The 24,450-nt window shown below is 56.8% G+C and carries 19 protein-coding genes; 12 read left to right on the top strand and 7 right to left on the bottom strand.

What is annotated here, in order from left to right; all coding sequences use genetic code 11:
* Positions 1-1,377 precede the first annotated feature (1,377 nt).
* Both EQM14_RS13950 and EQM14_RS13945 read left to right on the top strand, forming a co-directional pair.
* Positions 1,378-1,923: a glutathione peroxidase gene (locus EQM14_RS13950; RefSeq protein WP_128743788.1), complete on the top strand. Its 546-nt coding sequence runs from the start codon at positions 1,378-1,380 to the stop codon at positions 1,921-1,923.
* A 42-nt stretch (positions 1,924-1,965) separates the two neighbouring features.
* Complete coding sequence (locus EQM14_RS13945; protein ID WP_243112546.1) at positions 1,966-2,886, top strand: NAD(P)/FAD-dependent oxidoreductase; 921 nt, start codon at positions 1,966-1,968, stop codon at positions 2,884-2,886.
* A gap of 45 nt (positions 2,887-2,931) precedes the next feature.
* Here the strand turns inward: EQM14_RS13945 and EQM14_RS13940 are convergent, their stop codons facing one another.
* Entirely contained in the window at positions 2,932-3,795 is an 864-nt protein-coding gene (locus tag EQM14_RS13940; RefSeq protein ID WP_128743787.1) for a patatin-like phospholipase family protein, read from the bottom strand.
* Between the two features lie 154 nt (positions 3,796-3,949).
* On the opposite strand from EQM14_RS13940, the gene EQM14_RS13935 reads away from it, so the two are divergent.
* The 8 genes from EQM14_RS13935 to EQM14_RS13900 all read left to right on the top strand — a co-directional run bounded on the left by EQM14_RS13935 (position 3,950) and on the right by EQM14_RS13900 (position 12,235).
* Positions 3,950-4,645, top strand: coding sequence for a lytic transglycosylase domain-containing protein (locus tag EQM14_RS13935; protein ID WP_128743786.1), 696 nt, complete (start codon positions 3,950-3,952; stop codon positions 4,643-4,645).
* A 78-nt stretch (positions 4,646-4,723) separates the two neighbouring features.
* A complete protein-coding gene (locus EQM14_RS13930; protein ID WP_128743785.1) occupies positions 4,724-5,416 on the top strand; it encodes a response regulator transcription factor in 693 nt (230 codons plus the stop codon).
* On the top strand, positions 5,406-6,821 hold the full coding sequence (locus tag EQM14_RS13925) for a HAMP domain-containing sensor histidine kinase (protein WP_128743784.1): 1,416 nt from the start codon (positions 5,406-5,408) through the stop codon (positions 6,819-6,821). The genes EQM14_RS13930 and EQM14_RS13925 overlap by 11 nt, the downstream gene beginning before the upstream one ends.
* Positions 6,822-6,940: 119 nt before the next feature.
* Positions 6,941-8,776, top strand: a complete 1,836-nt coding sequence (locus tag EQM14_RS13920; RefSeq protein WP_128743783.1) for an HlyD family efflux transporter periplasmic adaptor subunit — start codon at positions 6,941-6,943, stop codon at positions 8,774-8,776.
* Positions 8,773-10,170, top strand: coding sequence for an ABC transporter permease (locus tag EQM14_RS13915; RefSeq protein ID WP_243112545.1), 1,398 nt, complete (start codon positions 8,773-8,775; stop codon positions 10,168-10,170). Before EQM14_RS13920 ends, EQM14_RS13915 begins: the two co-directional genes overlap by 4 nt.
* Positions 10,171-10,182: 12 nt before the next feature.
* Positions 10,183-10,842, top strand: coding sequence for a hypothetical protein (locus EQM14_RS13910; RefSeq protein WP_128743782.1), 660 nt, complete (start codon positions 10,183-10,185; stop codon positions 10,840-10,842).
* A gap of 21 nt (positions 10,843-10,863) precedes the next feature.
* A complete protein-coding gene (locus EQM14_RS13905) occupies positions 10,864-11,562 on the top strand; it encodes an ABC transporter ATP-binding protein (RefSeq protein WP_326974836.1) in 699 nt (232 codons plus the stop codon).
* Positions 11,563-11,587: 25 nt separating this feature from the next.
* Complete coding sequence (locus EQM14_RS13900) at positions 11,588-12,235, top strand: pilus assembly protein N-terminal domain-containing protein (protein WP_164919093.1); 648 nt, start codon at positions 11,588-11,590, stop codon at positions 12,233-12,235.
* A gap of 98 nt (positions 12,236-12,333) precedes the next feature.
* On the opposite strand, the gene EQM14_RS13895 is transcribed toward EQM14_RS13900, so the two are convergent.
* The 3 genes from EQM14_RS13895 to EQM14_RS13885 are packed head-to-tail and all read right to left on the bottom strand — an operon-like array spanning position 12,334 to position 17,925.
* Positions 12,334-15,180, bottom strand: a complete 2,847-nt coding sequence (locus EQM14_RS13895; RefSeq protein ID WP_128743780.1) for a hypothetical protein — start codon at positions 15,178-15,180, stop codon at positions 12,334-12,336.
* Between the two features lie 30 nt (positions 15,181-15,210).
* Positions 15,211-17,277 carry an efflux RND transporter permease subunit gene (locus tag EQM14_RS13890; RefSeq protein WP_128743779.1) on the bottom strand — a complete coding sequence of 689 codons (2,067 nt, stop codon included), beginning with the start codon at positions 17,275-17,277 and terminating at the stop codon, positions 15,211-15,213.
* 57 nt (positions 17,278-17,334) lie between these two features.
* The gene (locus tag EQM14_RS13885; RefSeq protein ID WP_128743778.1) at positions 17,335-17,925 is read right to left on the bottom strand and encodes a TetR/AcrR family transcriptional regulator; all 591 of its coding nucleotides are present in this window, start codon (positions 17,923-17,925) and stop codon (positions 17,335-17,337) included.
* A 193-nt stretch (positions 17,926-18,118) separates the two neighbouring features.
* Here EQM14_RS13885 and EQM14_RS13880 point away from each other — a divergent pair, with 193 nt between their 5' ends.
* Both EQM14_RS13880 and EQM14_RS13875 read left to right on the top strand, forming a co-directional pair.
* Positions 18,119-19,669 carry an FAD-dependent oxidoreductase gene (locus EQM14_RS13880; protein WP_128743777.1) on the top strand — a complete coding sequence of 517 codons (1,551 nt, stop codon included), beginning with the start codon at positions 18,119-18,121 and terminating at the stop codon, positions 19,667-19,669.
* Positions 19,573-20,586: a tocopherol cyclase family protein gene (locus tag EQM14_RS13875; protein WP_128743776.1), complete on the top strand. Its 1,014-nt coding sequence runs from the start codon at positions 19,573-19,575 to the stop codon at positions 20,584-20,586. Before EQM14_RS13880 ends, EQM14_RS13875 begins: the two co-directional genes overlap by 97 nt.
* A 131-nt stretch (positions 20,587-20,717) precedes the next feature.
* Here EQM14_RS13875 and EQM14_RS13870 read toward each other — a convergent pair whose 3' ends face one another.
* The 3 genes from EQM14_RS13870 to fixA form a co-directional block, all read right to left on the bottom strand.
* Positions 20,718-22,307, bottom strand: coding sequence for an AMP-binding protein (locus tag EQM14_RS13870; RefSeq protein ID WP_128743775.1), 1,590 nt, complete (start codon positions 22,305-22,307; stop codon positions 20,718-20,720).
* Between the two features lie 145 nt (positions 22,308-22,452).
* Positions 22,453-23,379 carry an electron transfer flavoprotein subunit alpha/FixB family protein gene (locus EQM14_RS13865; RefSeq protein ID WP_128743774.1) on the bottom strand — a complete coding sequence of 309 codons (927 nt, stop codon included), beginning with the start codon at positions 23,377-23,379 and terminating at the stop codon, positions 22,453-22,455.
* Positions 23,380-23,407: 28 nt separating this feature from the next.
* The gene (gene fixA, locus EQM14_RS13860; RefSeq protein WP_128743773.1) at positions 23,408-24,172 is read right to left on the bottom strand and encodes a putative electron transfer flavoprotein FixA; all 765 of its coding nucleotides are present in this window, start codon (positions 24,170-24,172) and stop codon (positions 23,408-23,410) included.
* Positions 24,173-24,450: the final 278 nt, after the last annotated feature.

Genomic DNA, 24,450 nt, shown 5'->3' with positions numbered 1-24,450 from the left:
CCGTTGGATGCAACGTCATCGTTGCCCGCAAGGAAACAAAAAGCGCCGGTACGGAATCTGGTCATTCCATACACCGGCGCGCGCGCAATCAGGACGGGGGATCATCCTTCCTCACCTCTGTACAAAAACAGAAAAAGGAAGTATAATAAGTCCTGCAATGCGCGGTGAATTCCGTGGTGTATGGAGGGTGGCTCTCCGTATGCAGGGGGTGAAGTGTCCTACCACTCCATCCCTGCATTGCGTTTTTTATTTACCTTGCACATCCATTATAATCCTGAATTTACCAAAATTCAACTGGCAATATTCGATTTTATATTTTATAGCTTTCTAAGTTCTTATTGCCCAGTGCTTCTTAACCTTTTATTTCTTCTTATTTTCTCTTTTGCGCTCAGGCCGCGCGGGGACGCACAGCGTCTTACTCGCCTACGGCGGATCATGACTAAGGATAGTAGTCAGAAGCAGTCTTGCACTCACCTTTGGTTTTCACTCAGCAAACTCTGAGTGGAAAACACGCATGCATGCTCAGCCTGCCCGAAAGGAAGCAAAGTACGGGTGGGGGGCAGCGTACCGCTGCATCTACGCTTTCCTTTCCCGGAGCGGCGAAAAAACAGGGAAGCAACGATGTCTTCTCAGCCGGGTATGCCGTAGGCACGTCCGGACCGGATGGTCCCCCTAACACCCCTCGGGAGCCGTCAAGAAGATTTTTTCTGTTCTTCTAACAACTGCTTTTCATTGACGACGGGGGCTGAAAAATTAAAGCCACAGAGTATTTACCTAAAAGCTGAAAATTTTCAGAAAATTACCTTTTTACATACGGCGTAAGATTGGGAATCGTTCAATGGGAAGCTCTGGCTTGATAACAAAACTGTTCTTCATGACAGGTGCCGGGGTGCAGGGGGACGTTTAGGTGCCCCTCCCGACGGGAAGTTGAAGTCCCCCTGCATAGTCTTTGCCGCCTTTCTGCTATATCAGAAAGGCGGGGCCAGTCCGGCCTGGACAGAAAAAGAAAATAGAAGAAATAAAAGGTTAAGAGCCACCGGGCCTTAGGCCCGCAAAAGATCAGCCCCGCGCGGCCTGAGCGCAAAAGTAGATTAATTGATGAAATTTAGGTTAAGGGGCACCGGGCCGCAGGCAAACAACAGTAAATCGCAGAAGGAATCCCTTTGTGTTTTACTATTTGTTTAATTAGTCTAAAATAGTACGAAACGCAATGATTTTGCGGAAAATTCTGCTTTTATGCGTGATCCTGGCATTAAGATAAGGATTAAAAATAAAAAATAATAATTATTACTATTTACAAAACGCCTTTCCCGTGGTATAGTAAGAACAGAAACAGGAAAACAATAACAAATCGCCATAAAGAAAGGTTGGAGTAAAATGAGCCTGTATGATTTTAAAGCAAAAAACATAAAAGGGAACGAGGTTTCCCTTTCCGATTACAAAGGCAAGCTGGTGATGGTAGTCAACACGGCGAGCAAATGCGGTTTTACTCCGCAGTATGAAGGGCTGGAAAAGCTCTATCAGACTTATAAGGACCGCGGGCTGGTGATCCTCGGCTTCCCGTGCAATCAGTTTCTGGAGCAGGACCCCGGAACCAACGACGAGATCTCTTCGTTCTGCAAGCTGAATTACGGCGTGACCTTCCCGCTTTTCTCAAAAATCGACGTCAACGGCCCGAAAGCGGATTCACTTTACACCTGGCTGAAGGAAAAGGCGCCGTTTCAGGAGTTTGAGCTTGACAAGGAAATGGGAAAGGTCATTTACGGCGTCATCAAGGAGCACTACCCGGACAATCTGACCGGGAACGGGATCAAGTGGAATTTCACAAAATTCCTGATCGGCCGCGACGGCGAGAGCGTGCGCCGCTTTGAACCGACCGTGACGCCGGCGGAGCTTGAGCCTTTTATCGAAGCCGGTCTGTAACGGCTGCGGAAGCGGAATTTTGACGGATGCGGGGTGCGGGATATGCTGTATGACGTGTTGATTTCGGGCGGCGGGCCGGCGGGAATGACCGCGGCGATCTATGCGGCCCGCGCGGGGCTTTCGACGGTGCTTTTGACGGGTCCCGCACAGGGCGGGCAGGTGGCTTACACCAATGTCGTGGAGAATTACCCCGGCTTTTCCACGATCTACGGGTCCGATCTGGCGCAAAGGCTGCTGGAGCATGTCCGCTCCGCCGGGGTGCGGATCGTGGAGGAAAGCGCGGAGAAACTGGAGCTTTCCGGGGCGGTGAAGGCCGTGCGCGCGGCGGGGAACGAATATCGGGCGAAAGCCGTCATTCTGGCGCAGGGCTCGGAGCGCAGAAAGCTGAACGTGCCGGGGGAACAGGAATTTGCGGGCCGGGGCGTCTCCTACTGCGCGACCTGCGACGGCAATTTCTTCCGGAACCGGGCGGTCGCGGTGATCGGGGGCGGCAACACGGCGATCGGCGACGCGGTCGAGCTTTCCGGCCTGTGCAAAAAAGTCCTCGTCGTCGTGCGCGGGGAAAAGCTCCGCGCGATGGAGTACCTGAGCGAACGGGCGCGGGAACGCGGCAACATCGAGTTCCTGTATGGGTATCAGGCCGCGGAGATCCAGGGCTCCCAGAAGGTGGAACATCTGGTCCTGAAAGACCGGGGCGGAGAAAAGGGGAAGGTCCTGGATGTCGACGGCGTCTTCGTGTCCATCGGCGTTCAGCCGAACACCCGCCTGCTGGAAGGCGTTCTCCCTTTGAAAGACGGCTTCGTCGAAGCGCCGGAAACCTGCGAAACGCCGCTTCCGGGCGTGTTTGCCGCCGGGGACCTGCGGAAAAAGGCGCTGTACCAGATCGTGACGGCGGTTTCCGACGGGGCGAACGCCGCGCATTCCGCGCTGCGGTACCTGCAGGAGCATCCGGTCCGTGAATAAATTAAAACGAGAGAGGAGCCGGCTGACAGCGGCTCCTCTTTTTTTCTATGCGAACAGGCTCCGGATGCGGGGCATTGCGCGTTTGGCGGCGCGGTACCCGGCCTCCATGCACATGGGCATCTGGCGGAGGTTTAAGACCCCGTCGGTTTCGGGCAGGTCGGGGTCGAGAAGCATTTTCTCCCCGCGCGTGACGCACTCGCGCAGGCGGGTTTCCATGATCGCGAGGGAATGCGACGCCACCTCGATCAGGCTGATGTTTTCCGGCATTTTGTAATCCTCCGAAACGTCCACCGCGAGGACGTTCCGCTCCCCGGCCGCGATCAGCAGGTCGACCGGCAGGACGTCGGTCACGCCGCCGTCGACCAGGCACATGTGGTCGATGATCTTCGGCCGGAACACGGCGGGCAGCGACGCGGTGGCGCGCATTGCCTCGGAAAAGCGCATCCGGTCCGTCCACCTGACCCGGCGGAGCGGGCGGATCCCCTTCAATGTATTGGTGCAGGCGACGGTGTCGCCGGAACAGAGGTCCACGCTGGGGATCACGACCCGGACGCGCGATTCGGAAAGGAATTTCCCTTCTGTCAGTCGGTACAGATAATTTTCCAGACGGTTTCCCTTCAGCAGCCCGGAGAAGCCGGAGGTCCTGCGGACCAGAAGGCTTGGGATCATGGTGGCCAGCCCGGAGAGATCCGGGTCGAAGAACTCCGCCCCGCCGCCGGAAAATTTGAGGACCATCTCTTTCATGCGGGCCGCGGAAAGACCGGCTGCATAGAGCCCCGCCACGATTCCGCCGGCGCTGGTGCCCGCGACGGATCCCGGGCACAGGCCGTTTTCCTCCAGAGCGAGAAGGACCCCCACATGCGCCGCGCCCCGGATGCCGCCGCCGGCCAGCGCGATTCCGAAAGACATTTCCGGTTCCCCCTTTTTCAGAATGAACGTCTGATTCATACTATGTGGAGAGCCGTTTTGCAGTGAAAGGAAGAAATCCCGCCCGCGCCATTGATTTTTGGGAAAAATTAAGGTATGATAAGAAAAAAGAGCGGGAAAAAGAGGGAATTTCCAAATGAAAACAGAAGCGGTTTTCTCCGCCCGGTGCCAGACGGCACGGGCGGTCCAGGCAGCCCGGACGAGTTCCGGGACGGGCGGCTTTGCCGCCGCGCTGAAAAACGCGGTGAGCGGCGGGCAGGGGCTGGACGATATTTTTGATCGCGCTTCCCGGACGTACGGCGTTCCGGAAAATCTGCTGAAGGCGGTTGCGAAGGCGGAATCCGGGTTTCAGGCGGACGCGGTTTCACGCTGCGGCGCGCAGGGGATCATGCAGCTAATGCCGTCGACGGCGAGATCCCTCGGCGTGACGGATTCGTTCGATCCGGAGCAGAATATCATGGGAGGGGCGAAGTACCTCGGCTCGCTGCTCGGAAAATACGGCGACGCAAAGCTGGCGGTCGCCGCCTACAACGCGGGCAGCGGAAACGTGGACAAGTACGGCGGCGTGCCTCCGTTCAGCGAGACGCAGAATTATGTGGAAAAGGTTCTGTCCTATGCCGGAGGGGACGTTTCCGTCCCCTCCGGGGCGGCGGAGAGCGGAACGGCCGCGGCGGCTTCCGCAGGGACTTCCGTGCTTTCCGCGGTGTCGTTTACCGCGGACGACTACAGCCGGTTCCTGGAGCTTTTTGCGCAGGAGCTGATGGAACGCACGCTTTCCCTGTCGGACAGCGGGGATGTGCTGCAGGCGGGGCAGGATACTTTTCTCATGTAATTTTCATAACCTTTTTATATCTTCCTCATATTTTTCTTCTATGCTGAAATAGTAAGGCGGCGAAAGCGGGGAAGGAAGATGGCTCGGAACAGGGTCCTGATCATTGACGACGACCGGAACAGCGTGCGTTTTCTGCAGTTGGAGCTGGAGCACGAGGGGTATTCGGTCGAAAAGGAATACGACGGGCTGCGCGGCTTGCAGCGCGCGACGCAGGAGAAATTCGATTTGGTCCTGCTGGATATCATGCTGCCCGGGCTGGACGGCATGGAGGTTTTGCAGAAATTCCGCAGGGTTTCGGATACGCCGGTCATCATGCTGACCGCGAGGGACGCCGTCAGCGACAAGGTGCTTGGCCTGGACGGCGGAGCCGACGATTATCTGACCAAGCCGTTCGCCATTGAGGAGTTGCTCGCCCGCATGCGGGCCGCGCTGAAGAAGAACGGGACCGCAGAGGGCGGCAGAAGGAATGTTTTGCAGATCGGCCTTCTTACCGTGGACCGTTCCACCCGCGAGGCCGGCTATGACGGCCAGCCGATCCAGCTGACGAAGCGGGAGTTTGACCTTCTCTGTTACCTGATGGAAAACCACGATATCGTCTGTTCCCGCGACAAACTGATGGAAAAGGTATGGGAATACGATTTCAGCGGCGAAACCAATCTGGTGGACGTCTATATCCGGTATCTCCGCAATAAGATCGACTACCGGTTTCACATCGAGCTGATCCATACCATACGGGGTGTGGGGTATATTATCAAAACTTATGAAATATAAAATTTTTCACCGCCGCGGCCGCGAGGCAAAGAGGATCCGGATTCCCTTTGCCTTTAAGACAGCGGCGGTTTATACGCTCCTTTTCAGCCTGATCCTGGTCGCGGTGGTGGTCGGCCTGACCAGCGCCTACACGACCTATGCCGTGCGGTCTCAAAATCTTGACAAGCTCGCCTCCTTTGTGTCCGGGCGGTATGAAAGGCCCAAACTGCCGGAGCCGGACAATCCTTTCGGTTCCCGTTCTTCGGATTTTGACGCGGACCCGGAAACGGGACTGAAAAGTTTTGCCGAGGCGAACCGGATCTATATTGAAATCAAAGATACCGATACGGGCCGCATCACCTCCTACGGCGATGCGGGCATCAATGTGGCGGGGCATATGGATACCGTGCGAAGAGTCAACGCGCCTGCGCGGCATCTGATGATCCGTGTGGTCAGCAGCGACTATCCGGGCCTTAACGGCCTGTCGGTCGGCGCTTTTATCGCGCTGATTGTTCTGCTGCTTTTGCTTTCCGCCGTATTCGGCGGAGTGCTGATCCGCAAAATGCTGAGACCCGTGTACGACATGACCCAAACGGCGCGCTCGATCACGGCAAGCGACCTGAGCACGCGGATCGACACGGTGGATTCCCACGATGAGTTCCGGGAGCTGGCGGAAACGTTCAACGGCATGCTGGACCGGATCCAGGAATCGTATGAGAAGCAGAACCGCTTTGTTTCCGACGCGTCCCACGAACTGCGCACGCCTCTTTCCGTCGTGTCGGGTTACGCGAACCTGCTCCGCCGGTGGGGCAGCGAGAATCCGGACGTGCTTCAGGAATCCGTTCAGAAGATCATTGAGGAGACCGGCAACATGCAGCAGCTGGTGGACCGTCTCCTGTTTCTCGCCCGCGCGGACCGGAAGACACAGCATGTGCGCTTCGAGCGGTTTAGCGTCACCGAAATGATGCGGGAGATCGCGGAAGAGACGCGAATGATCGACGAAAACCATCGGCTGACCGAGCGGATCGACGACGAAGTGTTCCTGACCGCGGATTACGCCCTTTTGAAGCAGGCTTTGCGCGCGATCGTCGACAACAGCATCAAATACACGCCGCCGGGCGGGGACATTACCATCTCCTGCCGGGAGAGGGAGGGGCGCGTGGAGCTGGAGGTCGCGGATACCGGAATCGGAATTTCGGAAAAAGACCTTCCGCATATTTTCGACCGTTTTTACAAGGCTGACGAGGCGAGGACCAGGGGAAAAGGGTCCTCCGGCCTGGGCCTTTCCATTGCGAAGTGGATCGTCGAACGGCACAGGGGAGAGATCAGAGTGGAAAGCCGGCCCGGTCAGGGGACAAAATTCACCGTTTGCCTGCCGAACCTTCACGGCCCCTGCCGCCAGGAGAAAGAAAAAGCCGAACCGTAAGGACGGTTCGGCTTTTTTTCATGTTTTTCTCATTTGCATTTCAATCTTTCCTCATATTCTTCCAGTAACATTAGTAATAAATTCCAGACTAAGGGATCGGAAGAATCGGAGGTTCTGTGATGCATGGGAAAATGGGCGCAGTAAAGGATTTCGCTAAACTGCACAAGCGGATTGCCATCCTTGTGACCGTCGGAGTGGTGGCTTCAGTCGGAATTCTGATTGCAGTTTTCACGCTTTGGAAGGGCAAGTCCTCTCAAAGCGAAACGTCTTACCGGGAATATACCGTCAGCGAGGGCGACGTCACGGTCGGCACGACGGAATCCGGAACGGTGGCTTTGGAGGATGAAACGGTTGCTCTGCCCATTGACTGTGAGATTGGCTCCGTTCTGGTCAAGTCCGGAACTTCGGTTAAAAAAGGGGACCCCATTCTTCAGATCGACCTGAACAGCGTGGCCGACGGCAGCTCGGATACCAGGCAGAAGCTGGAGGAAGCGAAAATTTCGCTCCAGTCGGCGCTCAACGACCAGAAGGCGAAGCTGGAAACCGCAAAAATCACCTACGAGGCGAGCAAATATCTGGCGACCTCCGCGCCCATCACGCGGGAACTGACGCAGGCTCAGATCGCCCATGACATCTCTTCGGCTCAGAGCACGCTGCAGAGCGACCAGAAGAGCCTTGCCGAATACGAGACGCTGCAGAAAAGCTGGGCGGCGGACTACGGGAAGCTGCAGGACCTTGAAAAATGGATGAATGACGCCCAAAGCTGCAAGACCAGCTACGAGACGCAGCTCAGCGATTTTGAGGACGACAATGACAGCGTCATCAGCACCTATGAAAGCCTGAAATCCGCCGTCGACACCGATGAGCAAAAGTATCTCGCGGCGAAAAGGGGCGACACGACGGTCGACGGCTACGACGAGGACGAATGGGATGACATGCTGGACGAGGCACGCGATTCCTACGATGCTTACTACGACACCATCGCCAATACGGTGATCACGCAGAAACAGGCGCTGGAGAGCAAGGTCGCGCAGTATACGGCGGAATACACCAATTATTCCTCCGCCTACAACGACTATAAAGAGACATTCGAAGATAAGTACAAATCCAACGACACGGAAATGTCGAAGACGGAAATCGACGATAAGGTCACGTCTCTGAAGGCCAGCGTGGAGACGGATCAGTATAACCTGGAAAAAGCCCAGAAAAGCGCGGAGATTTCCTCCGTCAGCGCGCAGCAGACCGAGCAGACGGACCTGAGTACGGCGGAAAACGCGGAGGGTACCTACCAACTGACGGTCAACCAGCTCAATGAAGCCGTCACGGTCGCTCAGGATTCCTATGACAAGCTGCAGAATGAGATGGATGAGATCAACAGCGCGCTTTCCAACAACGGCGTTGTCAGCAGTCCGTGCGATGGGATTGTCGCGAGTGTTTCCTATAAGGGCGGGCAAAGCGTCACCGCGGACGAAACCATCCTGACGATTTCCGGCAACGATTCCATTTCCGTTTCCGTCTCCGTTTCGGAGGATGACATCACCAATGTAAGCGTCGGCCAGGAGGCGTCCATCAGCCTTTCCGCCTATGACGATCAGACGCTGGACGCGGCGGTGGACAGCATCACGGCGGAGCCCGCCCGGAGCGGCTCGTCCTCCGTCACCTATACGGTTGTGGTGAAGAGCACGGAAAAGGTCTCGGATGTCGGGACGGTTTACGACGGGATGAGCGCGGATGCGACGATGGTTCAGCACGCGGTGGAAAATGTTCTGCATGTCAGCGACCGGGCGATTACATTCCAGGACGGCGTTTCCAGCGTGCTGGTGAAAAACAGCGACGGCAGCACCTCGAAAAAGACGGTGAAGACGGGATTTTCCGACGGGACCAATGTTGAAATTACCAGCGGACTGGAGAAAGGGGAGACCGTTCTGGCGGAAAGCACGGTGAGCAGCAAATGACAAAGCGGAAACTGTCGATGAACCAGATGCGTTTGAGCGAAATCATGCATCTGGTCTGGATCAATATCATGGAAAGCAAGTTTAAGGTATTTTTGACTTCCCTCGGCGTGATCGTCGGCTCCGCGACCATCATCATGGTCATCGCCGTCGGGCATGGCGGTGAGGTGGAGGTGCAGAACGAATATAAGACCCTGAATGCGGGGTCCATCAACGTGGCTGCAAGCACTTCGGCCCAGATGCAGGACCAGATGATGGGAGGCATGATGGGCGGCGGCGGATTTCCCGGCGGAGGAATGCCGGGCGGCGGGACTGGCGGAGGAATGCCCGGCGGCGGCGGAAGCACGCGTAAAAGCGGAGGCAGCTTCGGCGGAGGGATGCCGGGCGGAATGGGCGGCGGGGGTGCCAACGGCAAAGCGGTCACGCTGACGACAACGGATGAAGAGGATATCCAGTCCCTGGTCTCCGGCCTCTCCTACGTCTCCATGTATACGTCCGACACCAGCTCCGTGGACGGCGGCGAGCTGGACGAGGAGACGGATGAGACGGTGGTAGGGGTGGAAAGCTCCTATCAGGATATGTGCAATCTCGATCTGCTGCAGGGCGAATTCATAACGGATGAGGACGACGAGGACAAGAGCAAGGTGGCGGTCGTCGGTTATACCGTCGCGCAGAGCATCTTCGGCAGCGCCTATTCGGCCTACGGCGACAGCATCTCGATCGAGGGCAAAAAATATGAGATCGTGGGCGTCCTGAATGAGATGGGCTCCGTCTCTTCCGGGACCAGCCCAGACGACTCCATTTTTGTCCCCTATCAGACGGCGGTTAAATACATCTACGGAAAAGACGCGGACCCGCAGATCATGGCGATCGCTTCCGACGTGAACACTGTCAGCGACAAAATAACGGAAATCAAGTCCGTTCTCATGGAAAACCACTCCAGTGTGTCGGAGAACGCCTTTAACGTCACGGATGCGGGCAGCACGCTCGAGTCGGCTACCTCTTCCGCCAAAACGCTGTCCATGCTGCTGATGATCGTAGCGGCCATCGTCTTTATCGTGGGCGGGATCGGGATTATGAACGTAATGTTCGTTTCGGTCAAGGAGAGAACGCAGGAAATCGGCATATTAAAAGCGCTGGGAAGCTCCAAAAAAGTGATCCTGCTGCAATTTTTGCTGGAAGCGACTTTTATCAGCGTCTTTGGGGGCCTGCTGGGCGTCGTTTCAGGCTTTGCACTGATCCCGCTTGTGCGCCTGAGTGGAATGACGGTCGAGCCGGTTGCGGCCAGCGCGCTTTATTCGATGGTCTTCGCAGTCAGCACGGGCACTGTTTTTGGCTTCTACCCCGCTTGGAAAGCGGCGGCTTTGATGCCGATTGAAGCGTTGACACAGGAATAGGAGGAAATCCCCATGAAATTTGCCCATAAGTTCTGCGCGTGGATTTGCGCGGCTTTGCTGCTGGTCCCTCTCGCGGCCTGCTCCAAAGGGAATCAAAAAAGCGTCCAGGCGGGAACATTATCCGGAGATCAGTCCGCAGGAACTCAAATCGTCGGCAAGGTCACTTCGGTGGTGGGAAATCAGGTTACGCTTGCCATCGGAACCCTGAAGGGCGCTGAGAATAGAACATCCAGCAGAAAAGGATATTCCTCCTCCGCGGTTTCGTCTGCCTCTTCGTCCGCCGCGTCGGAAAAAAGCGGAAATTCTTCATCTTCCGGCCTGATTGCCCTGACAGGTGAAACCAAGACGCTCTTGATCCCGGTCGGACTGACCCTGGCCGAAGGCGGGTCGGAAAGCTCGCGGTCCTCCGGAACGGGCGGTTCACAGGGAGGCTCGCAGGGGAACGCGCAGGGCAGTGCGTCGGCCGGCGGGTTTTCAGGAGGCAGCGGAAGGACGCAGGCCGGGTCGGGCGGAAAGTCGGGAGGCTCCGGCGGTACGGCCGGGGCCGCTCAAATGACTCAGAGGACACGTGATTTTTCCAGCATCACCAAGGGAATGATTTTGCAGATCACAGAAAAAACGCTCAGCGACGGGACGCAGGGGATCGTAAAGGTTGCGGTGCTGTCCGAGTAGGGTGTCATCGGGGGAATAAGTTTGGAACAGATCATCCGGATGGAACAGATTAAAAAATTCTACAATCAGGGGGAAAACAGGCTGGAAGTACTCAAAGGGATTTCCCTTGATGTGATGGACGGCGAATATCTTGCGATCCTCGGCCCATCGGGCTCCGGAAAGAGCACGCTGATGAATATTATCGGATGTATGGACCGCTTTCAGGAGGGAGAATACTGGCTGACGGGGTCCCACGTCAACGGCATGAACGATGCCCAGCTCACGATTCTGAGGAATCAGCAGATCGGCTTCATTTTTCAGAAATATCATTTGATTCAGAAGTATACCGTTCTGCAGAACACCATGATCCCTCTTCTGATCCGCGGAATGTCGCGGAAGGAGGCGGAGGCCCTTTCCATGGAAAAGCTGGACCTCCTCGGGATGAAGGAACGAGCCGGACACAAGCCGAACGAGCTTTCGGGCGGGCAGCAGCAGCGGACGGCGATCGCGCGCGCGCTGGTCGGCTCGCCGAAGCTTCTTCTTGCCGACGAGCCGACCGGCGCTCTGGACCGCTCGACGGGCGAGGAGGTCCTGAAGCTGTTTCAGCAGCTGAACGAAATGGGAAACACGATTGTCATGATTACCCACGACCGGCATGTTGCGACCAGCGCCAAAAGAATTGTTAAAATCATAGACGGAGAACTTTTTGAAGGCAATGAGGAAGACGTCGCGCAGGCGTGACCGGGAAGACAGAGAGGAGAACACTATGAGCCGGATTCGATCCCTGAGAAAATTCATTCCACTGGCGGTTTCCGCCTTGACGGCCGTTTTTGTGATCGGAACGTGGGCCGTGATGACGGCTTCCGCCACGACGGCGGAAAGCGCGGTTTCCACCGTGAATCTGCCGGGTGTCAGCCTGGCGGCCAACAGCAGCTATTTGTCGGACACTTATTTCGGGGTTCTGCATCTGGGCGTTGGCGATGACACCGTCGCATGCGCTTCCATCGACAGCAAGAACCGCGTTGTCGTCACGGCGGTCAGCCCGGGCGAAACGACGGTCAGCTTTTGGTATAAGAAGGGTGCGACCGACGACTGGGTTTCAGCGGTTTTGCCGATTTCCGTTTCCGGCACCTCCAGCGTGGCGCATACCATTACCAGCAGTGCGGTGGGATTGGTTTTTCCACAGCAGACCGCCTCCATGAATGCTGGTTCCGACTATACCATCAGCGGTATTGCGCTGAACGGTGTAACGGTAAACGCGGCAACATTGCTGTGGATTTCATCCTCGGACTCCATTGCCACGGTGGACCGGGATACCGGTAAGATTCATGCGGTCGCTGCGGGCACGGTGAGGATTTATGCGATCGATCCGACGACCAACAGCTGTGCCAGCGAAACGGTCGTTGTCAGCTAGGGAAAGAGATACCGCGCTTTTGAGCGTGGAAATGGGCCCGGGCGGCCGGCATTTTGATGCCGGCCGCCCGGGCCCGTGTTACGCCGCTTTTCAATTCCTCAGAACAGGCGGCTGATCGTGCTCGCGGCATTATTCCACGCGGAGCGGATCCGTCCCCAGAATCCGGAACCGGATCCGGAGCTGCCGGAGGATTCGGAGGTCTGGACCGCTTTTGTCTCAGCTTTTTCAGGCTCTTTGATCTCGGCCGTTTTATAGACGAATTTCACACTGGTCTCGGCGCCGTCCGCGGCTTCGGTAAAGATTTTGTACTGGTCGGACAGATCGGTGTACGCGTCCTTTTTATCCAGGAGGGTGAGCATGTTGTCCGTTGTGCCCTTTTCCGTGAATTCGTCCAGCTTGGCGAAGGTATCCTGAAAGAGCGACACCGTGTTCGGCTGTGTGGTCAGCTGGAAAATATTCATGATTTCCCTGTTCCTGCGGATGTCGTTTTCCATTCGGGTCAGCACCGCGCTCGTCTCCGGCATCTTGTGCAGGCTGGCGCTGTTGGCCGGCTCGTCAAGTTCCGCCTTGACCGCGTCCAGAATCGGTCTGGAGTCGTCCATATCCGTCTGCAAAGCCGGCACCGTGGCGCGGAAATTCTTGATTTTCGGATCGTCGTTCAGATTGATCAGGTCGCGCAGGATGGAGATGTTCTCCGTGTTGCCGTCCATGTCGGTCTTCATGCTTCTGAGCTTTTTGGCCCAGGTGATCAGATAATCCATGTCGTCCTTGTTCAGCAGCAGGTCCTTTGCATCGTCGAAATCATCCTCAAGGTCCGCCTGGTCATCTTCATCGAGATCGTCGAGATCGTCCTGAAGGTCGTCGATGTAGCCCTTGAGGTGGCCCATGTTGGCCATGGTGCCCGTCAGCTTGGAAACGTAGTCGCTGCCGAGCTGCTTTGTCAGGCTCGAATTCAGGCTGGCGGAGCTTGAGAGCAGACGGTTCAGCGAATCCGTCAGCCCGGAGATGGTGGAAGAATCCAGCATGCCGGAAAGCAGAGCGTCTTTGATATCGCCGTCCTGAAGAAGCGTCTGTATCTGTGCTCCCGCTTCCTCCTCCGGCAGCAGAACCTTTTCGGCCAGTTCGGCTGTTGTGCCCTCATCGAGTGAAAGCCCCAGACTACCGGCAAGGCTGAGCAGGTCCTGAACTCCGACGTTCCCGCTTTCATCGGCCATTCCGGCGAGCTGCTGAATAACCGCGGCCTGCTGCTCGGCCGGCAGGCTGCTTAGCAGGGGGCCTAAAACGGATTGGACATCCGTCAGCGGGATCACCGCGTTGGAGGAAGGGTCCCCCATGACGGCGGCGGTCATGTTGGCCGTAATGGTATTGATCGCGGCGCTGTCCAGCCCGGAGCTTTGCAGCATGGAGAGCAGGTCAGAAACCGGAATGAGGCCGTTTTTGTCTTCCATGGCGGAGAGCTTTCCTTCCAGGGCTTCTTCCAGCAAGTCCGGATGATTGCTCAAAATTGCTTCCATCAGGGCCTTCACATCGTTGTTCTTCAGCTGGAACGAAGGGGACAGCAGGCCGGAGGAGGAAAGCTCCTGCATGCTTTTCAGCGTGTTGGCGAGCGAGTCTCGCACGTCCGTTTCGCTCAGCGCGGCCAGCGTGTCGACGTCGCTTTCGTCCAGGCGGTTCAGGATGTGCTTCGCGTCTTTCATCGCGTCGTTCAGATGGTCGTAATTTTTATCGTATTTGTCCAGGACGTGGATCACCCGGTCCAGCTTGCCGATCTGGAAGGTTTCGATGTCGTCGTAATCCCCCAGCAGCGTCTTGGCTTTCTCGACATTCTGGTCGGTCAGGCGGTCGTTCAGCCCCCGGATGACCTTGTTGTCCATCACGTATTTCAGGTCTGCCTTGTCGATGTCCGACGTGACGCGGTCGTACAGGCTGATATTCTGATCGGTCACATATTTCGGCAGGAGGTCCAGGGCGGCGGTGTCAAGGTCGTAAAAGTCGAACACGTCGTCCACGATCAGGCGCGCGGCCGCGGTGCGGTCCGGGTTGGTGAACAGGGAACGGATGTCTTTGCCCGGGTCGGCCTCATTGATATTGTCCTGCATTTGGCCCAGCTTGTCGAGGTCGTCTTTCAGGTCGTCGATGCTGCCCTCGCTGCCGAGGTCGTCCTCGTCGGGCAGCTCCGGCGTCGCCGCGACGGCGATCGAGCCCAAGGTGAAGTTGGCCGCGTCCGCCGTGATTTCGAGGCTCTCCGGGAGGTCGATCGTGTCGAATCCGTCGACGCCGCAGTTTTTCAGGTCAAGGCTTTCCGAGAGGCCCGGCATGCAGAGAAACGTGACGAACTGGTTGTTTCCGTCGGAGATGACTTTTCCCTTGCTGACTGAAACGTTCCGGAAGGTGTCGGACGGAAGGGTGGCGGCCACGACCGCCGTCATCGGCGTGTACATCACGAGGCTCTTCCCGTTAACGGAAACGGTGCGGGCGTCGGTGTTTTTCACATCGATCCGAATTTTCACCTTGCCCGATTTTCCGGCGATTTCCTCCGGCGTTACAGATTTGCCGTTCAGAGAGTAGGAAACGGAAATTTTCAAAGGCGTCGCGGCGGCGGTCGTTCCCTGGTAGTAAATATCGGCCCCGTTGCCGCCGCTGCCGGCCATGGACCAGGTCAGGCTTTCCCCGGTTTGAACGGGCTGTTCCGAGGATTTTACGTTCTTGATCTCCTTCAGGTTGGACCGGTCCGCGACCCGGGCGGCGCCGGAGTTGGAATGCAGCCAGTCGGAGACCGTGGTGTTCAGCACGCCGCCGCTGGCGTTCAGGCTGACGTAGACGGTCTCGTCCTTTTTGGTCGATTCTCCGCTGGCCGCGGCCGCCGTGGGCCCGGACGCCGCAAAAATCACGGCGAGCAACAGGCAGCCGATCCGGCCTGCGCGGGAACAGATCTTTTTTCTCATGGTAAAAAACCTCCTTTGCGGAAAGAATCTTCAGTTGGTGTCAAAATGGTAGCTCAGCTTCCGGAGGAACGGCTCGGTTACGTAAAGGACGGCGGGCAGCAGGGTGATGATGATCACCGCGCTGACGATGGCGCCGCGCGCGAGCATCGCGCAGATGCTTGAAATGATCCCCATCTGGGAGATCCACGAAACGCCCGTGGTCGCGCAGAAAAACACCAGCGAGCTGGTGATGATGGACGGGAACGAAGTGACGCTGGCGGCCCGGACCGCCTCCATGCGGCTCTTCCCCGCTTTCAGCTCCTCCTGGAAGCGCGTGGTCATCAGGATGGAGTAGTCGACGGTCGCGCCCATCTGCACGCAGTTGATGACGATGGGGGAAATAAACGGAATCGTTTCGCCTGTCAGGAACGGCACCCCGAGGTTAATGTATATGGCCAGCTCAATGACCGATACCAGAATGAACGGAACGGCGGCGGATTTGAACACCAAAGCGATGATCACCAGCATCAGCACGGCGGATATGTAGCCCGTCACGGTGAAGTCGTGGTCCGCGATTTCAACCAGGTCCTTGGTCAGAGCCCCCTCGCCCGTCACCTGGGAGGAGGGGTCGAATTGCTTGGTGATCTTTGTGATCCGGTCGATCTGGGCGTTTTCGCTGTTGTCCGCAGCCGCATAGCGGGAATTGATCATGATGATCTGCTTCCCGTCCTTTTTACAGAGTTCCTTGACCTTCTGGGGGATGAAGTCGTCCGGCACCGCCGGGCCGATCAGGTCGTCGTAGCCCAGCACGTTTTTCACGCCGTCCAGATCTTTGATCTGCCCGATCATATCCTTCATTTTATAGGACGGGAGATTGTTGTCGAGAATGACGAAGTGCGTCGTCGCCATGTCGAATTCTTTTTTCAGCTTGTCGGTCGCGACCCTGGAATCCAGCGTCGCGGGCAGGGTTTTGTCCAGGTTGTAGTAAACCGCGGCGTGGGACTGCATGTAGAACGAAGGGCCGATCAGCAGCAGAAGCAGCAGGATCATGACCCTGCGGTGCCGGATCAGGAAGTCCGCGCCCCGGTCGAATTTTGGAATCAGAGGACGGTGCCTGTATTTGTGGATCGGCTTGTCGAACAGCAGGATCAGGGACGGCAGAACGGTCACGGTGCTGAGTACGCCGAGGATGACGCCCTTCATCATGACGATGCCGATGTCCTTGCCGATGGTAAGCTCCATGAAGCAGAGCGCGAGAAATCCGGCTACCGTGGTCAGCGAGCTGCCCGCGAGGGACAGAAACGTGCTTTGGATCGCGCTGGCCATCGCGTCGCGGCGGTCCTCAAATTTCGGGGTTTCCTCGTCGTAGCGGTTGATCAGGAAGATGGAGTAGTCCATGGTGACGGCGAGCTGCAGGACGGCCGCGATCGCCTGGGTGATGTAGGAAATTTCCCCGAGGAAAACATTGGTGCCCATATTGTAAATAATGGCGATCCCGATGCCGCCCAGAAAAACGAACGGCAGAACCCAGGACTCCATGCAGAACAACATCACGACCAGGCAGAGCCCGCCCGCAAGCAGAATATAAAACGGCATTTCTCCCAGCAGAAGGTTTTTCATGTCTCGCTGCATGGCGGAAAAGCCGCTGAGGTAGCACTGTTTGTTCAGCAGCTTCTTGATGTTCGCGATGGCGTCGAACGTTTCTTCGGAGGATGTGGAGCCGTTGTAGGTAATGAGCATCATGGTGGAGCGGTCGCTGTAAAACAGGTCTTTTACCTTATCGGGAAGCATGTCTCTCGGGACGCTCAGATCCGCGATGTCGTCGATCCACACGCAGTCGTTCACGCCGGGGACGTTTTTGATTTTGTCTTTTAAATCGGCGATGTCCTTCTCCGGCATGCCCTCGATCACCAGCATGGAGGTCGCGGCGTCGTGGAACGTGTCTTCCAGAACGTCTTCCCCCTTGACGGAATCCAGGTTTTTGGGGAGATAAGACAGGATATCGTAGTTGACCCCCGTTTTAAAATAGCCGAAGGCGCACGGAATCAACAGCAGGACGGCAAGTAGAGCAACCACCGTCGGGTGGCGGGTCAGAATTTTGGCAAATCGGGAAAGCAATCGGCATCTCTCCGTTTCTTGTGAATACAAGTCTATCCGGCGGCAGGGCCGGGATGTTCAGGCGAGGATTTTCTCGATCGACCGGTAAAGTTCCGGCCGGACCTCGTCAAATCCATAGGGCATATTCATGATGAGGGAACTGTAGCAGACGGCGCCGACCATGCAGACGATCAGGTAAAGGCGCTGTCCCGCGGCTTCGCTGGTGCCGCCGCCGAGCGTGAAGTTCTCAACGAACTCCCTGCGCACATCCTCAAGTTCCGTACAGCCGAAGAGGCGCTCGAACAGGGAAGGGGACAGGTTTTTGAAAACCAGCTCCAGGAAGGGGGTGTCGTTCCGGAACGCCTGGACCAGGGAATCGACGAAAAAGACGACGCTCTCCTGGAAACTGAGGGACCGCTTTTCTTTTTCATGCGCCAGCGCCTTCATGGTCCTTTCGAGCATCCCGGAGGTCCTTTTCAGGATCACTTTGTTCACAAGGTCGTATTTATCCGTGCAATAAAGGTAGAAGGTCCCCTTTGCCACGCCGGCCCGGCGCACGATTTCATCCACCACGGTGGCGTGGACACCCTTTGAGGTGAACAGGTCGTAGGCCGCGTCGTAGAGCTTTGCCATCTTGATTTTCTTATTTTCCAGCAGTTTTCCTCCCATAAGAGACCACCTTTTAAAAAATGACTAATGGTCATTTATTCTTTGCGCTGCTAGTATAAATCAAAAATGACTAATAGTCAATCTCTTGCTCAAAATTCATGGTTTTGCATAATTGCGGAAGAGGGACTTGACGAAAACTGGGCATGATACCGCCGATTAGCGGATCGGGTCGGACGAATTGGTCCAGGGGCGAATGATTTCCCCAAAGCCGGTAAAAATATGGCAAAAGGATGTGATCGAAAGGATGGAGGAGCACCGGTTTCAATCCTGTTGGCAGACGGTAAAACCACCCGAGTTCCCCAGGCTGAACGGGGACTGCAATGCTGACGCGGTGATTGTAGGGGGAGGACTCTGCGGCCTTTTGTGCGCTTACGAGCTGCTGCGCAAGGGGGTGCGGGATATCGTAATTCTTGAAGCGGGCAAAATCCTGAACGGAACGACCGCAGGAACGACGGGGAAAATCACTTCTCAGCACGGCCTGATTTACGCCGCGCTGGAAAAGGGGATGGGCACCAAGGCCGCCTGGCAGTATGCGAAGGCGAATGAAGAAGCGGTCTCACGCTTTGTGCAGATCGTGCGGACGGAGAGCATCGACTGCGATTTTGTCCCCTGCGACGCTTATCTTTATGCCTGTACGCCGGAGGGAGCGCAGCGTGTGAAGGAGGAGGCGGAGGCGGCCCGACGGCTGTCCATCGAAGCGTCGTTCACGGAGCGGTGCGAAGAACTGCCGTTTCCGACACTGGGGGCGGTCCGGTTTTCGGGGCAGGCAAAGTTCCACCCGATGAAATTCGCCTGCCGCCTCGCGGAGATCCTTCGGGACCGCGGCGTAAAGATCTATGAAAACACGCCGGCCGTTGCCCTGGACGACAACAGGATCCTGACCGGAACGGGCCATGTTTACGGCAAAAGCGTTCTCCTTTGTTCCCATTACCCGTTTACCAACCTGAAGGGGTTCTATTTCGCACGGATCGTACAGAACCGTTCCTACCTTGCCGCCCTGCGGGGAGCCCCGGAGCTTGCCGGCATGTACCTTGACTGTGAGGATGCGGGGCTCTCGTTCCGCAGCGCCCGCGTGGACGGAGAAGATCTTCTTCTGCTTGGATGGGGCGCGCACAAGACGGGGCATGAGACCGACGTGTCCCACTTTGAGAAACTGGAGGAGGAGGCGAAAAAGCTCTACCCGGCCTCATCCGTCGCCTGCCGCTGGTCGGCGCAGGACTGCGAAACGAACGACGGGATTCCCCTGATCGGACGCTACCGGCAGTTTGGCGACCGCGTCTATCTTGCGACGGGTTTCCGGAAATGGGGAATGACGGGCAGCATGGCGGCGGCTAACCTTCTGTCTGACCTGATTGTTTCCGGCAAAAGCGAAGTGGCCGATGTCTTTTCGCCTAAACGCGTGGATCTTGGGATGCAGGCCGGGAAGTTCTTTCGGGAGGCTGCGGACACGGCGGAGAATTTTTTGCGGGGATATACGGAAATCCCCAAAGGCGGCGTGGCGGAGCTGAAGGACGGAGAAGGGGGGATCGTGGAATTTGACGGCGCGAAAATCGGAGCCTACCGCGACGAGGATGGGAACCTGCACGGGGTCAAGCCATTCTGCACGCACATGCGCTGCCCTCTGCGGTGGAATCCGGAAGAGCATACGTGGGACTGTCCCTGTCACGGGTCCCGGTTCGACGCGGATGGGAACGTTCTGGGAAATCCCGCGTTCCTTCCGCTGGAAAAGAGGGGGCCGGACTGACGGGCGCGGCCGGTCCGCGCTGCTTTGAGGGCTGGTACTTCAAACACAGCGCGGAAGGGCGGGTGTATTCCTTCATCCCGGGGCTGGCGACGGGGTCCGATGGGAAATGCACGGCGTTCCTCCAGATGATTTCCCGGGAGGGATCCCGCTTTTTCCGATATCCGGCCGAATCTTTTCACACCGACCCGAAAAAGCTTTTCGTCAGCGTTGGAGACAGCGTATTCAGCGCCGCCGGGGCGGACCTCTCCGTTTCGCAGGGCGGGATTCGGGTCTCCGGCAGGCTGCGGTACTCCGCGTTTCAGCCGATTCGCCGGAGCGTTTACTGCCCCACGGTTATGGGGCCCTTTTCCTATCTCCGGTTTCTCGAATGCAGCCACGACGTCGTCAGCATGAACCATAAGATTGACGGCGAGCTGAACATCAATGGAAAAACAGTGGATTTTGCGGGGGGAGCGGGCTATATCGAGCGGGACGCGGGGAAATCTTTTCCGAAAGCGTGGGTCTGGTACCAGTCGAATCGCTTTTCCCAACCGGGAGACAGCGTCATGCTCGCCGCGGCGCGGGTCCCGGTTGGGCTCTTTTCGTTTTCCGGACTGCTTTGCGTCTGCCGGATCAGCGGCCGGGAGTACCGCCTTGCGACCTATTACGGAGGCCGTCTGGAGCGGGTGTTTCGGTCCGGAAACGATATCGGGCTGGTTGCCCGGCAGGGCGGCTGCCGATTGGAGATCCGGGTCCGCGCAGGCGGCGGGCAGGAGCTGAAGGCGCCGCTTCTGGGGGATATGACGCGCGTCATCCGGGAATTTCCCTGCTGCGGCTCGGCGGTGCTTCTAATGAAAAATGGAACCGTGGTAATGAAGGACAGAGGCGATTGCGCCGGATTTGAGCAGGTAGGCGGCCTGAGAGAATTTGGCTTATGACGCGGAACAGCGCCCGGCATGCTCGTTCGGAGCAATGCCGGGCGCTGTTCCGTGCTAACGTTATAGCGTAGGCTTTTTGTCAATATCTGATAAAAGCTGGTTCCGGACAAAAAATCGGGGCTGCTGTTCTGTTACGTGGATTTTGGCGGGCAGTGCGGCGAAGAGAGAGATTTTTGACGTAATAGCTGCTTTTTGATTTTACCTGTGGCGGTCCGCGGAAATTCGCCGACAAATTCGACAACGGTGGGAACCTTGAATTTTGACAGATGCTGCGAACAATATTCCACGACTTCAGACTCCGTCATCGATTGGTTTTCCGCCAACTGAACGTAAGCCTTCACGGCCTGATCCCGAATAGGGTCCGGCACGCCGATCACCGCGGCGTCCGCAATCTTTTCGTGGGAAGTAAGCACATATTCCACTTCTTCGCTGCTGATGTTTTCTCCCGACCGCTTAATCATATCGCTCATGCGGTCCATGAAGAACAGCCAGCCGCCTTCGTCCAGATAGCCCATGTCTCCGGAGTGGAGCCAGTTGTCCCGGTCGATCAGTTTCGCCGAGGCCTTCGGGTCCTGATAGTATCCCGGAATGATGGTTTTTCCGGGAACCCCGTGAACGCAGATTTCCCCCGGAGTGTTTGGAGGCACCTCATTGCCGTCGCAGTCGATGATTTTGATTTCGTAGGAGAGAGCCGGGCGCCCGACGGAAGGCCAGTGCTGGTCTCCGGTCAGCGGCACGCAGGTGACGCCGGAGACCGTCTCCGTCATTCCGTAAGAGTTGAGAAGACGGACATGGAAGCGGGACTCAAAACGCTCTTTTTCTATGTCGCACAGTCCCATCGAAAAGTAAATTTGCTTGAGACAGTGGTCTTTCTCCCAGGGCTGCACCGGCTGCATCATCATGGTACGGTTCATGATCGACATGGTATCCGTAAAATTGGCCTTATATCGGCAGACCTGGCTCCAGAAACGCCGCGCACTGTAGTGTTCCACCATAATCAGCGTGCTGCCCGTGCAGATCACCGGCATGGCGGCCATCTCCTGAAAGTCCATATGATAGCAGGGCATGGAAGAGAGAAACCGGTCCCCCTCGCTCATTCCCATCTGAGCCACATGCAACAGGCCGCCGTAAACCACGTTGCTGTGCGTATAGACGGCACCCTTTGGGTGGCGCGTAGTCCCGGATGTAAAAAGAATCACGGCCGTGTCGTCGGGGGAAACGGTCCGGTTTTCCTTCAGCGCGGCGGGCTGCCTGGGCATTTCCTTTTCCAGACAGACCAGACCGGGCCGTTCGCCGCCGCCCGCAGTAAGGATAATGGTATCGAGCCCCAGCGCGCTTTGTTCTTCGGCGAATAGATCGATGGATCTCGGCTCGGCGATCAGGCGGTGAATCCCACACTTTTGTAACACGTAGGCGCTCTCATCCAGTTTATAGTGTTCATTCATCGGGACGGTAACGGCGCCGATCTGTGCCAGGGCCAGCCAGCAGATCAGATACTGGGGCGTGTTGTGCAGATGGGTGGCGACCAGTTCGTTCTGTTTGATCCCCAGTTCGAGGAACAGGTTCGCGGTCTGTTTCACCATCCTGTCAAAATCGGAATAGGAGTAGGAGGTGACTTCATCTTCTACGGATACGAATTCCAGGAACGTCCTGTCTTTGTAAAACCGGACGGTTTCATCCCATTGGCTGCGCAGAGTACGGTTGCCAACGATGTTAGTCATATGCATTATCTCAATTCTATTTGTAGTCGGAGAAAGGGAGGCTGCGCTGCCGCGGCACAGCTTCTTCAACGCAGCTGAAAAATGTCCGGATGCCATGGGGCGGCAAAGCCCACGGGCTTTGCCGCACGAAACAGCCGGAGAAAAATCAGGACAGCTTTTTAATCAGCTCCGGAATCACCTTGTAGATGTCACCCACCAGGCCGAAGTCCGCGTTCTTGAAGATGGGGGCGCTTTTGTCTTTGTTCACGGCCACAATGACCTTGGACTTGTTAATGCCCGCGATGTGCTGTACCTGTCCGGAAACACCCATGGAAAAGAGAAGGTCCGGTTTTACCGTTACCCCGGTAAGTCCGATGTAATTGGCGATAGGCATCCATTTGTTATTTTCCGCCACGGGACGGGAACAGCCCAGCTCGGCGCCCAGCAGAGACGCCAACTGACGGCACATGTCCAGGTCCTCCTGAGCGGCCAGACCGCGCCCCACATCCACGATGCGTTTTGCGGCGGCCAGGTTTGCGCCGCCGCCTTTCTTCTCGTTGCGGGCAACCAGTCTGACGGCGCATTCGGGTTTCCCCGGAATCTCCGCAATGCTGTCCGCGGCAGGAAAGACGGTATCGATGTCGCCGAAAATGCCGTTGCCTGCCGTGACCACGCCGTAGGCTCCCGTAAAGACCTGGCTGCGCACGGCGGAGCCGCCGTACACGGTCCGTTTACAGACGATGCGGCCGCCTTCCGGAGAAATTTCATTGACGCAGGTCATGACCGCAGTATTCAGATAAGCGCCGAGAGTGCCCGCAATGCAGCGGCAGCGGATGGAGTTGTTCAGTAGCACCAGCGCGGACGGAACTTTCCGGACTTCTTCGGCGATCGCCTTGCAGTAATCCTCCGGCCGGCAGGATTCGACCGGGCCGTAAAAAATGGTCTGGGCACCGCAGGCGGCGGCCTTTTCAGCCGCCGGGCGGTCCCCGAACACAACGGCCGTCACCTGATCGGCCAGTTTCCTTGCGCCGTAGCAGAGCTCGGCCAAAGCATCGGCTTTATCCGTTATTACAAAAATTGATTGAACTGCCATATTCAGTACCTCCTTTATTTTACCGTTCTTACAGGATTTCCTTCCTGAGGAACTGGTACAGGGATTCCACGGCTTCTTCGTTATCGCCCTCGATGATTTCCATCCGGCGTTCCTGCTGTTCCGGGACAAGCTGGCTCAGCTGCTCGACGGAAGAAGCGGCGTCGGTCAGCGCAATGTCCAGAATGTGGACCGGCTTTTTACCGGCGCGCATGATTTCCTTCATGGCGGGGACGGAAGGAACGTTGATGTCCGAGGAGACGGAGAGAACCGCAGGAATGGAAACCTCTAAAATCTCAATCTCATCTTCAAGGGTGCGTTCGACCTCCAAAGCGTTCCCCTTGACCTTGATATTGGTGACGTTGTTGACTGTGGGGATCCCCAGCAGGGCGCCGATCTGGACCCCGACTTCCTGAGAATACAGATCACCGGACCCGGTGCCGCACAGCACGAGATCAAAACCATCGGAATTCTTCAGCGCGGTGGCAATGGCCCCTGCGGTTTCCAAAGAATCGGAGAAATGGTGGGTGTCGTCGATGACCAGTGACAGCTCGTCGGGACCGCGGGAAAGGATGTCCTTACGGATTTTGGAGCCTTCCAGCGCATTTGAATTGCCGATGCTCAGAGCGGTGAGAGTGCTCGGAATCTCAGCGGAGAGCTTCTTGGCGGCCTCGATGGCGTTCAGGTCGTACTGGCTGATTTTCCAAGACGCTTTGGTCAAATCAAGCTCTTTGCCGGGCAGGACCTGGATCTCCTGCTCATCCGGGACTATTTTGCAGCATGTGATAATTTTCATTGTGCACCTTCCCATTAATGATATATTAATTGACTCAAAGCGGAGTCATATCTATTATCTCGCAATTTACGTGCCAAATTTGAGCCCGCGGGATAAATCACACCCTTGCGCCGGGAAATCAGGGCCGGAACCGCTCCGGGAAAGCGCTGAAACGCCTGATCCCGCAGAAAACGAACGCTGCGGATCCTTCCAGTGGAACATCTTTCCATCCGCCGGCCGGAGGAAGGATGGATTTTACAGAAAAAAGAATCTGTAAAGTATTTGTTTACAAATGAGTG

It is taken from the genome of Caproiciproducens sp. NJN-50 (genome assembly GCF_004103755.1).
GTDB lineage: Bacteria > Bacillota > Clostridia > Oscillospirales > Acutalibacteraceae > Caproicibacter.
This window is presented reverse-complemented; position numbering and strand designations above follow the sequence as displayed.

Coding starts and splice junctions, on each gene's coding strand:
- EQM14_RS13950 (WP_128743788.1), top strand. CDS start 1,378: ATGAGCCTGTATGATTTTAAAGCAAAAAACATAAAAGGGAACGAGGTT.
- EQM14_RS13945 (WP_243112546.1), top strand. CDS start 1,966: ATGCTGTATGACGTGTTGATTTCGGGCGGCGGGCCGGCGGGAATGACC.
- EQM14_RS13940 (WP_128743787.1), bottom strand. CDS start 3,795: ATGTCTTTCGGAATCGCGCTGGCCGGCGGCGGCATCCGGGGCGCGGCG.
- EQM14_RS13935 (WP_128743786.1), top strand. CDS start 3,950: ATGAAAACAGAAGCGGTTTTCTCCGCCCGGTGCCAGACGGCACGGGCG.
- EQM14_RS13930 (WP_128743785.1), top strand. CDS start 4,724: ATGGCTCGGAACAGGGTCCTGATCATTGACGACGACCGGAACAGCGTG.
- EQM14_RS13925 (WP_128743784.1), top strand. CDS start 5,406: ATGAAATATAAAATTTTTCACCGCCGCGGCCGCGAGGCAAAGAGGATC.
- EQM14_RS13920 (WP_128743783.1), top strand. CDS start 6,941: ATGCATGGGAAAATGGGCGCAGTAAAGGATTTCGCTAAACTGCACAAG.
- EQM14_RS13915 (WP_243112545.1), top strand. CDS start 8,773: ATGACAAAGCGGAAACTGTCGATGAACCAGATGCGTTTGAGCGAAATC.
- EQM14_RS13910 (WP_128743782.1), top strand. CDS start 10,183: ATGAAATTTGCCCATAAGTTCTGCGCGTGGATTTGCGCGGCTTTGCTG.
- EQM14_RS13900 (WP_164919093.1), top strand. CDS start 11,588: ATGAGCCGGATTCGATCCCTGAGAAAATTCATTCCACTGGCGGTTTCC.
- EQM14_RS13895 (WP_128743780.1), bottom strand. CDS start 15,180: ATGAGAAAAAAGATCTGTTCCCGCGCAGGCCGGATCGGCTGCCTGTTG.
- EQM14_RS13885 (WP_128743778.1), bottom strand. CDS start 17,925: ATGGGAGGAAAACTGCTGGAAAATAAGAAAATCAAGATGGCAAAGCTC.
- EQM14_RS13880 (WP_128743777.1), top strand. CDS start 18,119: ATGATTTCCCCAAAGCCGGTAAAAATATGGCAAAAGGATGTGATCGAA.
- EQM14_RS13870 (WP_128743775.1), bottom strand. CDS start 22,307: ATGACTAACATCGTTGGCAACCGTACTCTGCGCAGCCAATGGGATGAA.
- EQM14_RS13865 (WP_128743774.1), bottom strand. CDS start 23,379: ATGGCAGTTCAATCAATTTTTGTAATAACGGATAAAGCCGATGCTTTG.
- fixA (WP_128743773.1), bottom strand. CDS start 24,172: ATGAAAATTATCACATGCTGCAAAATAGTCCCGGATGAGCAGGAGATC.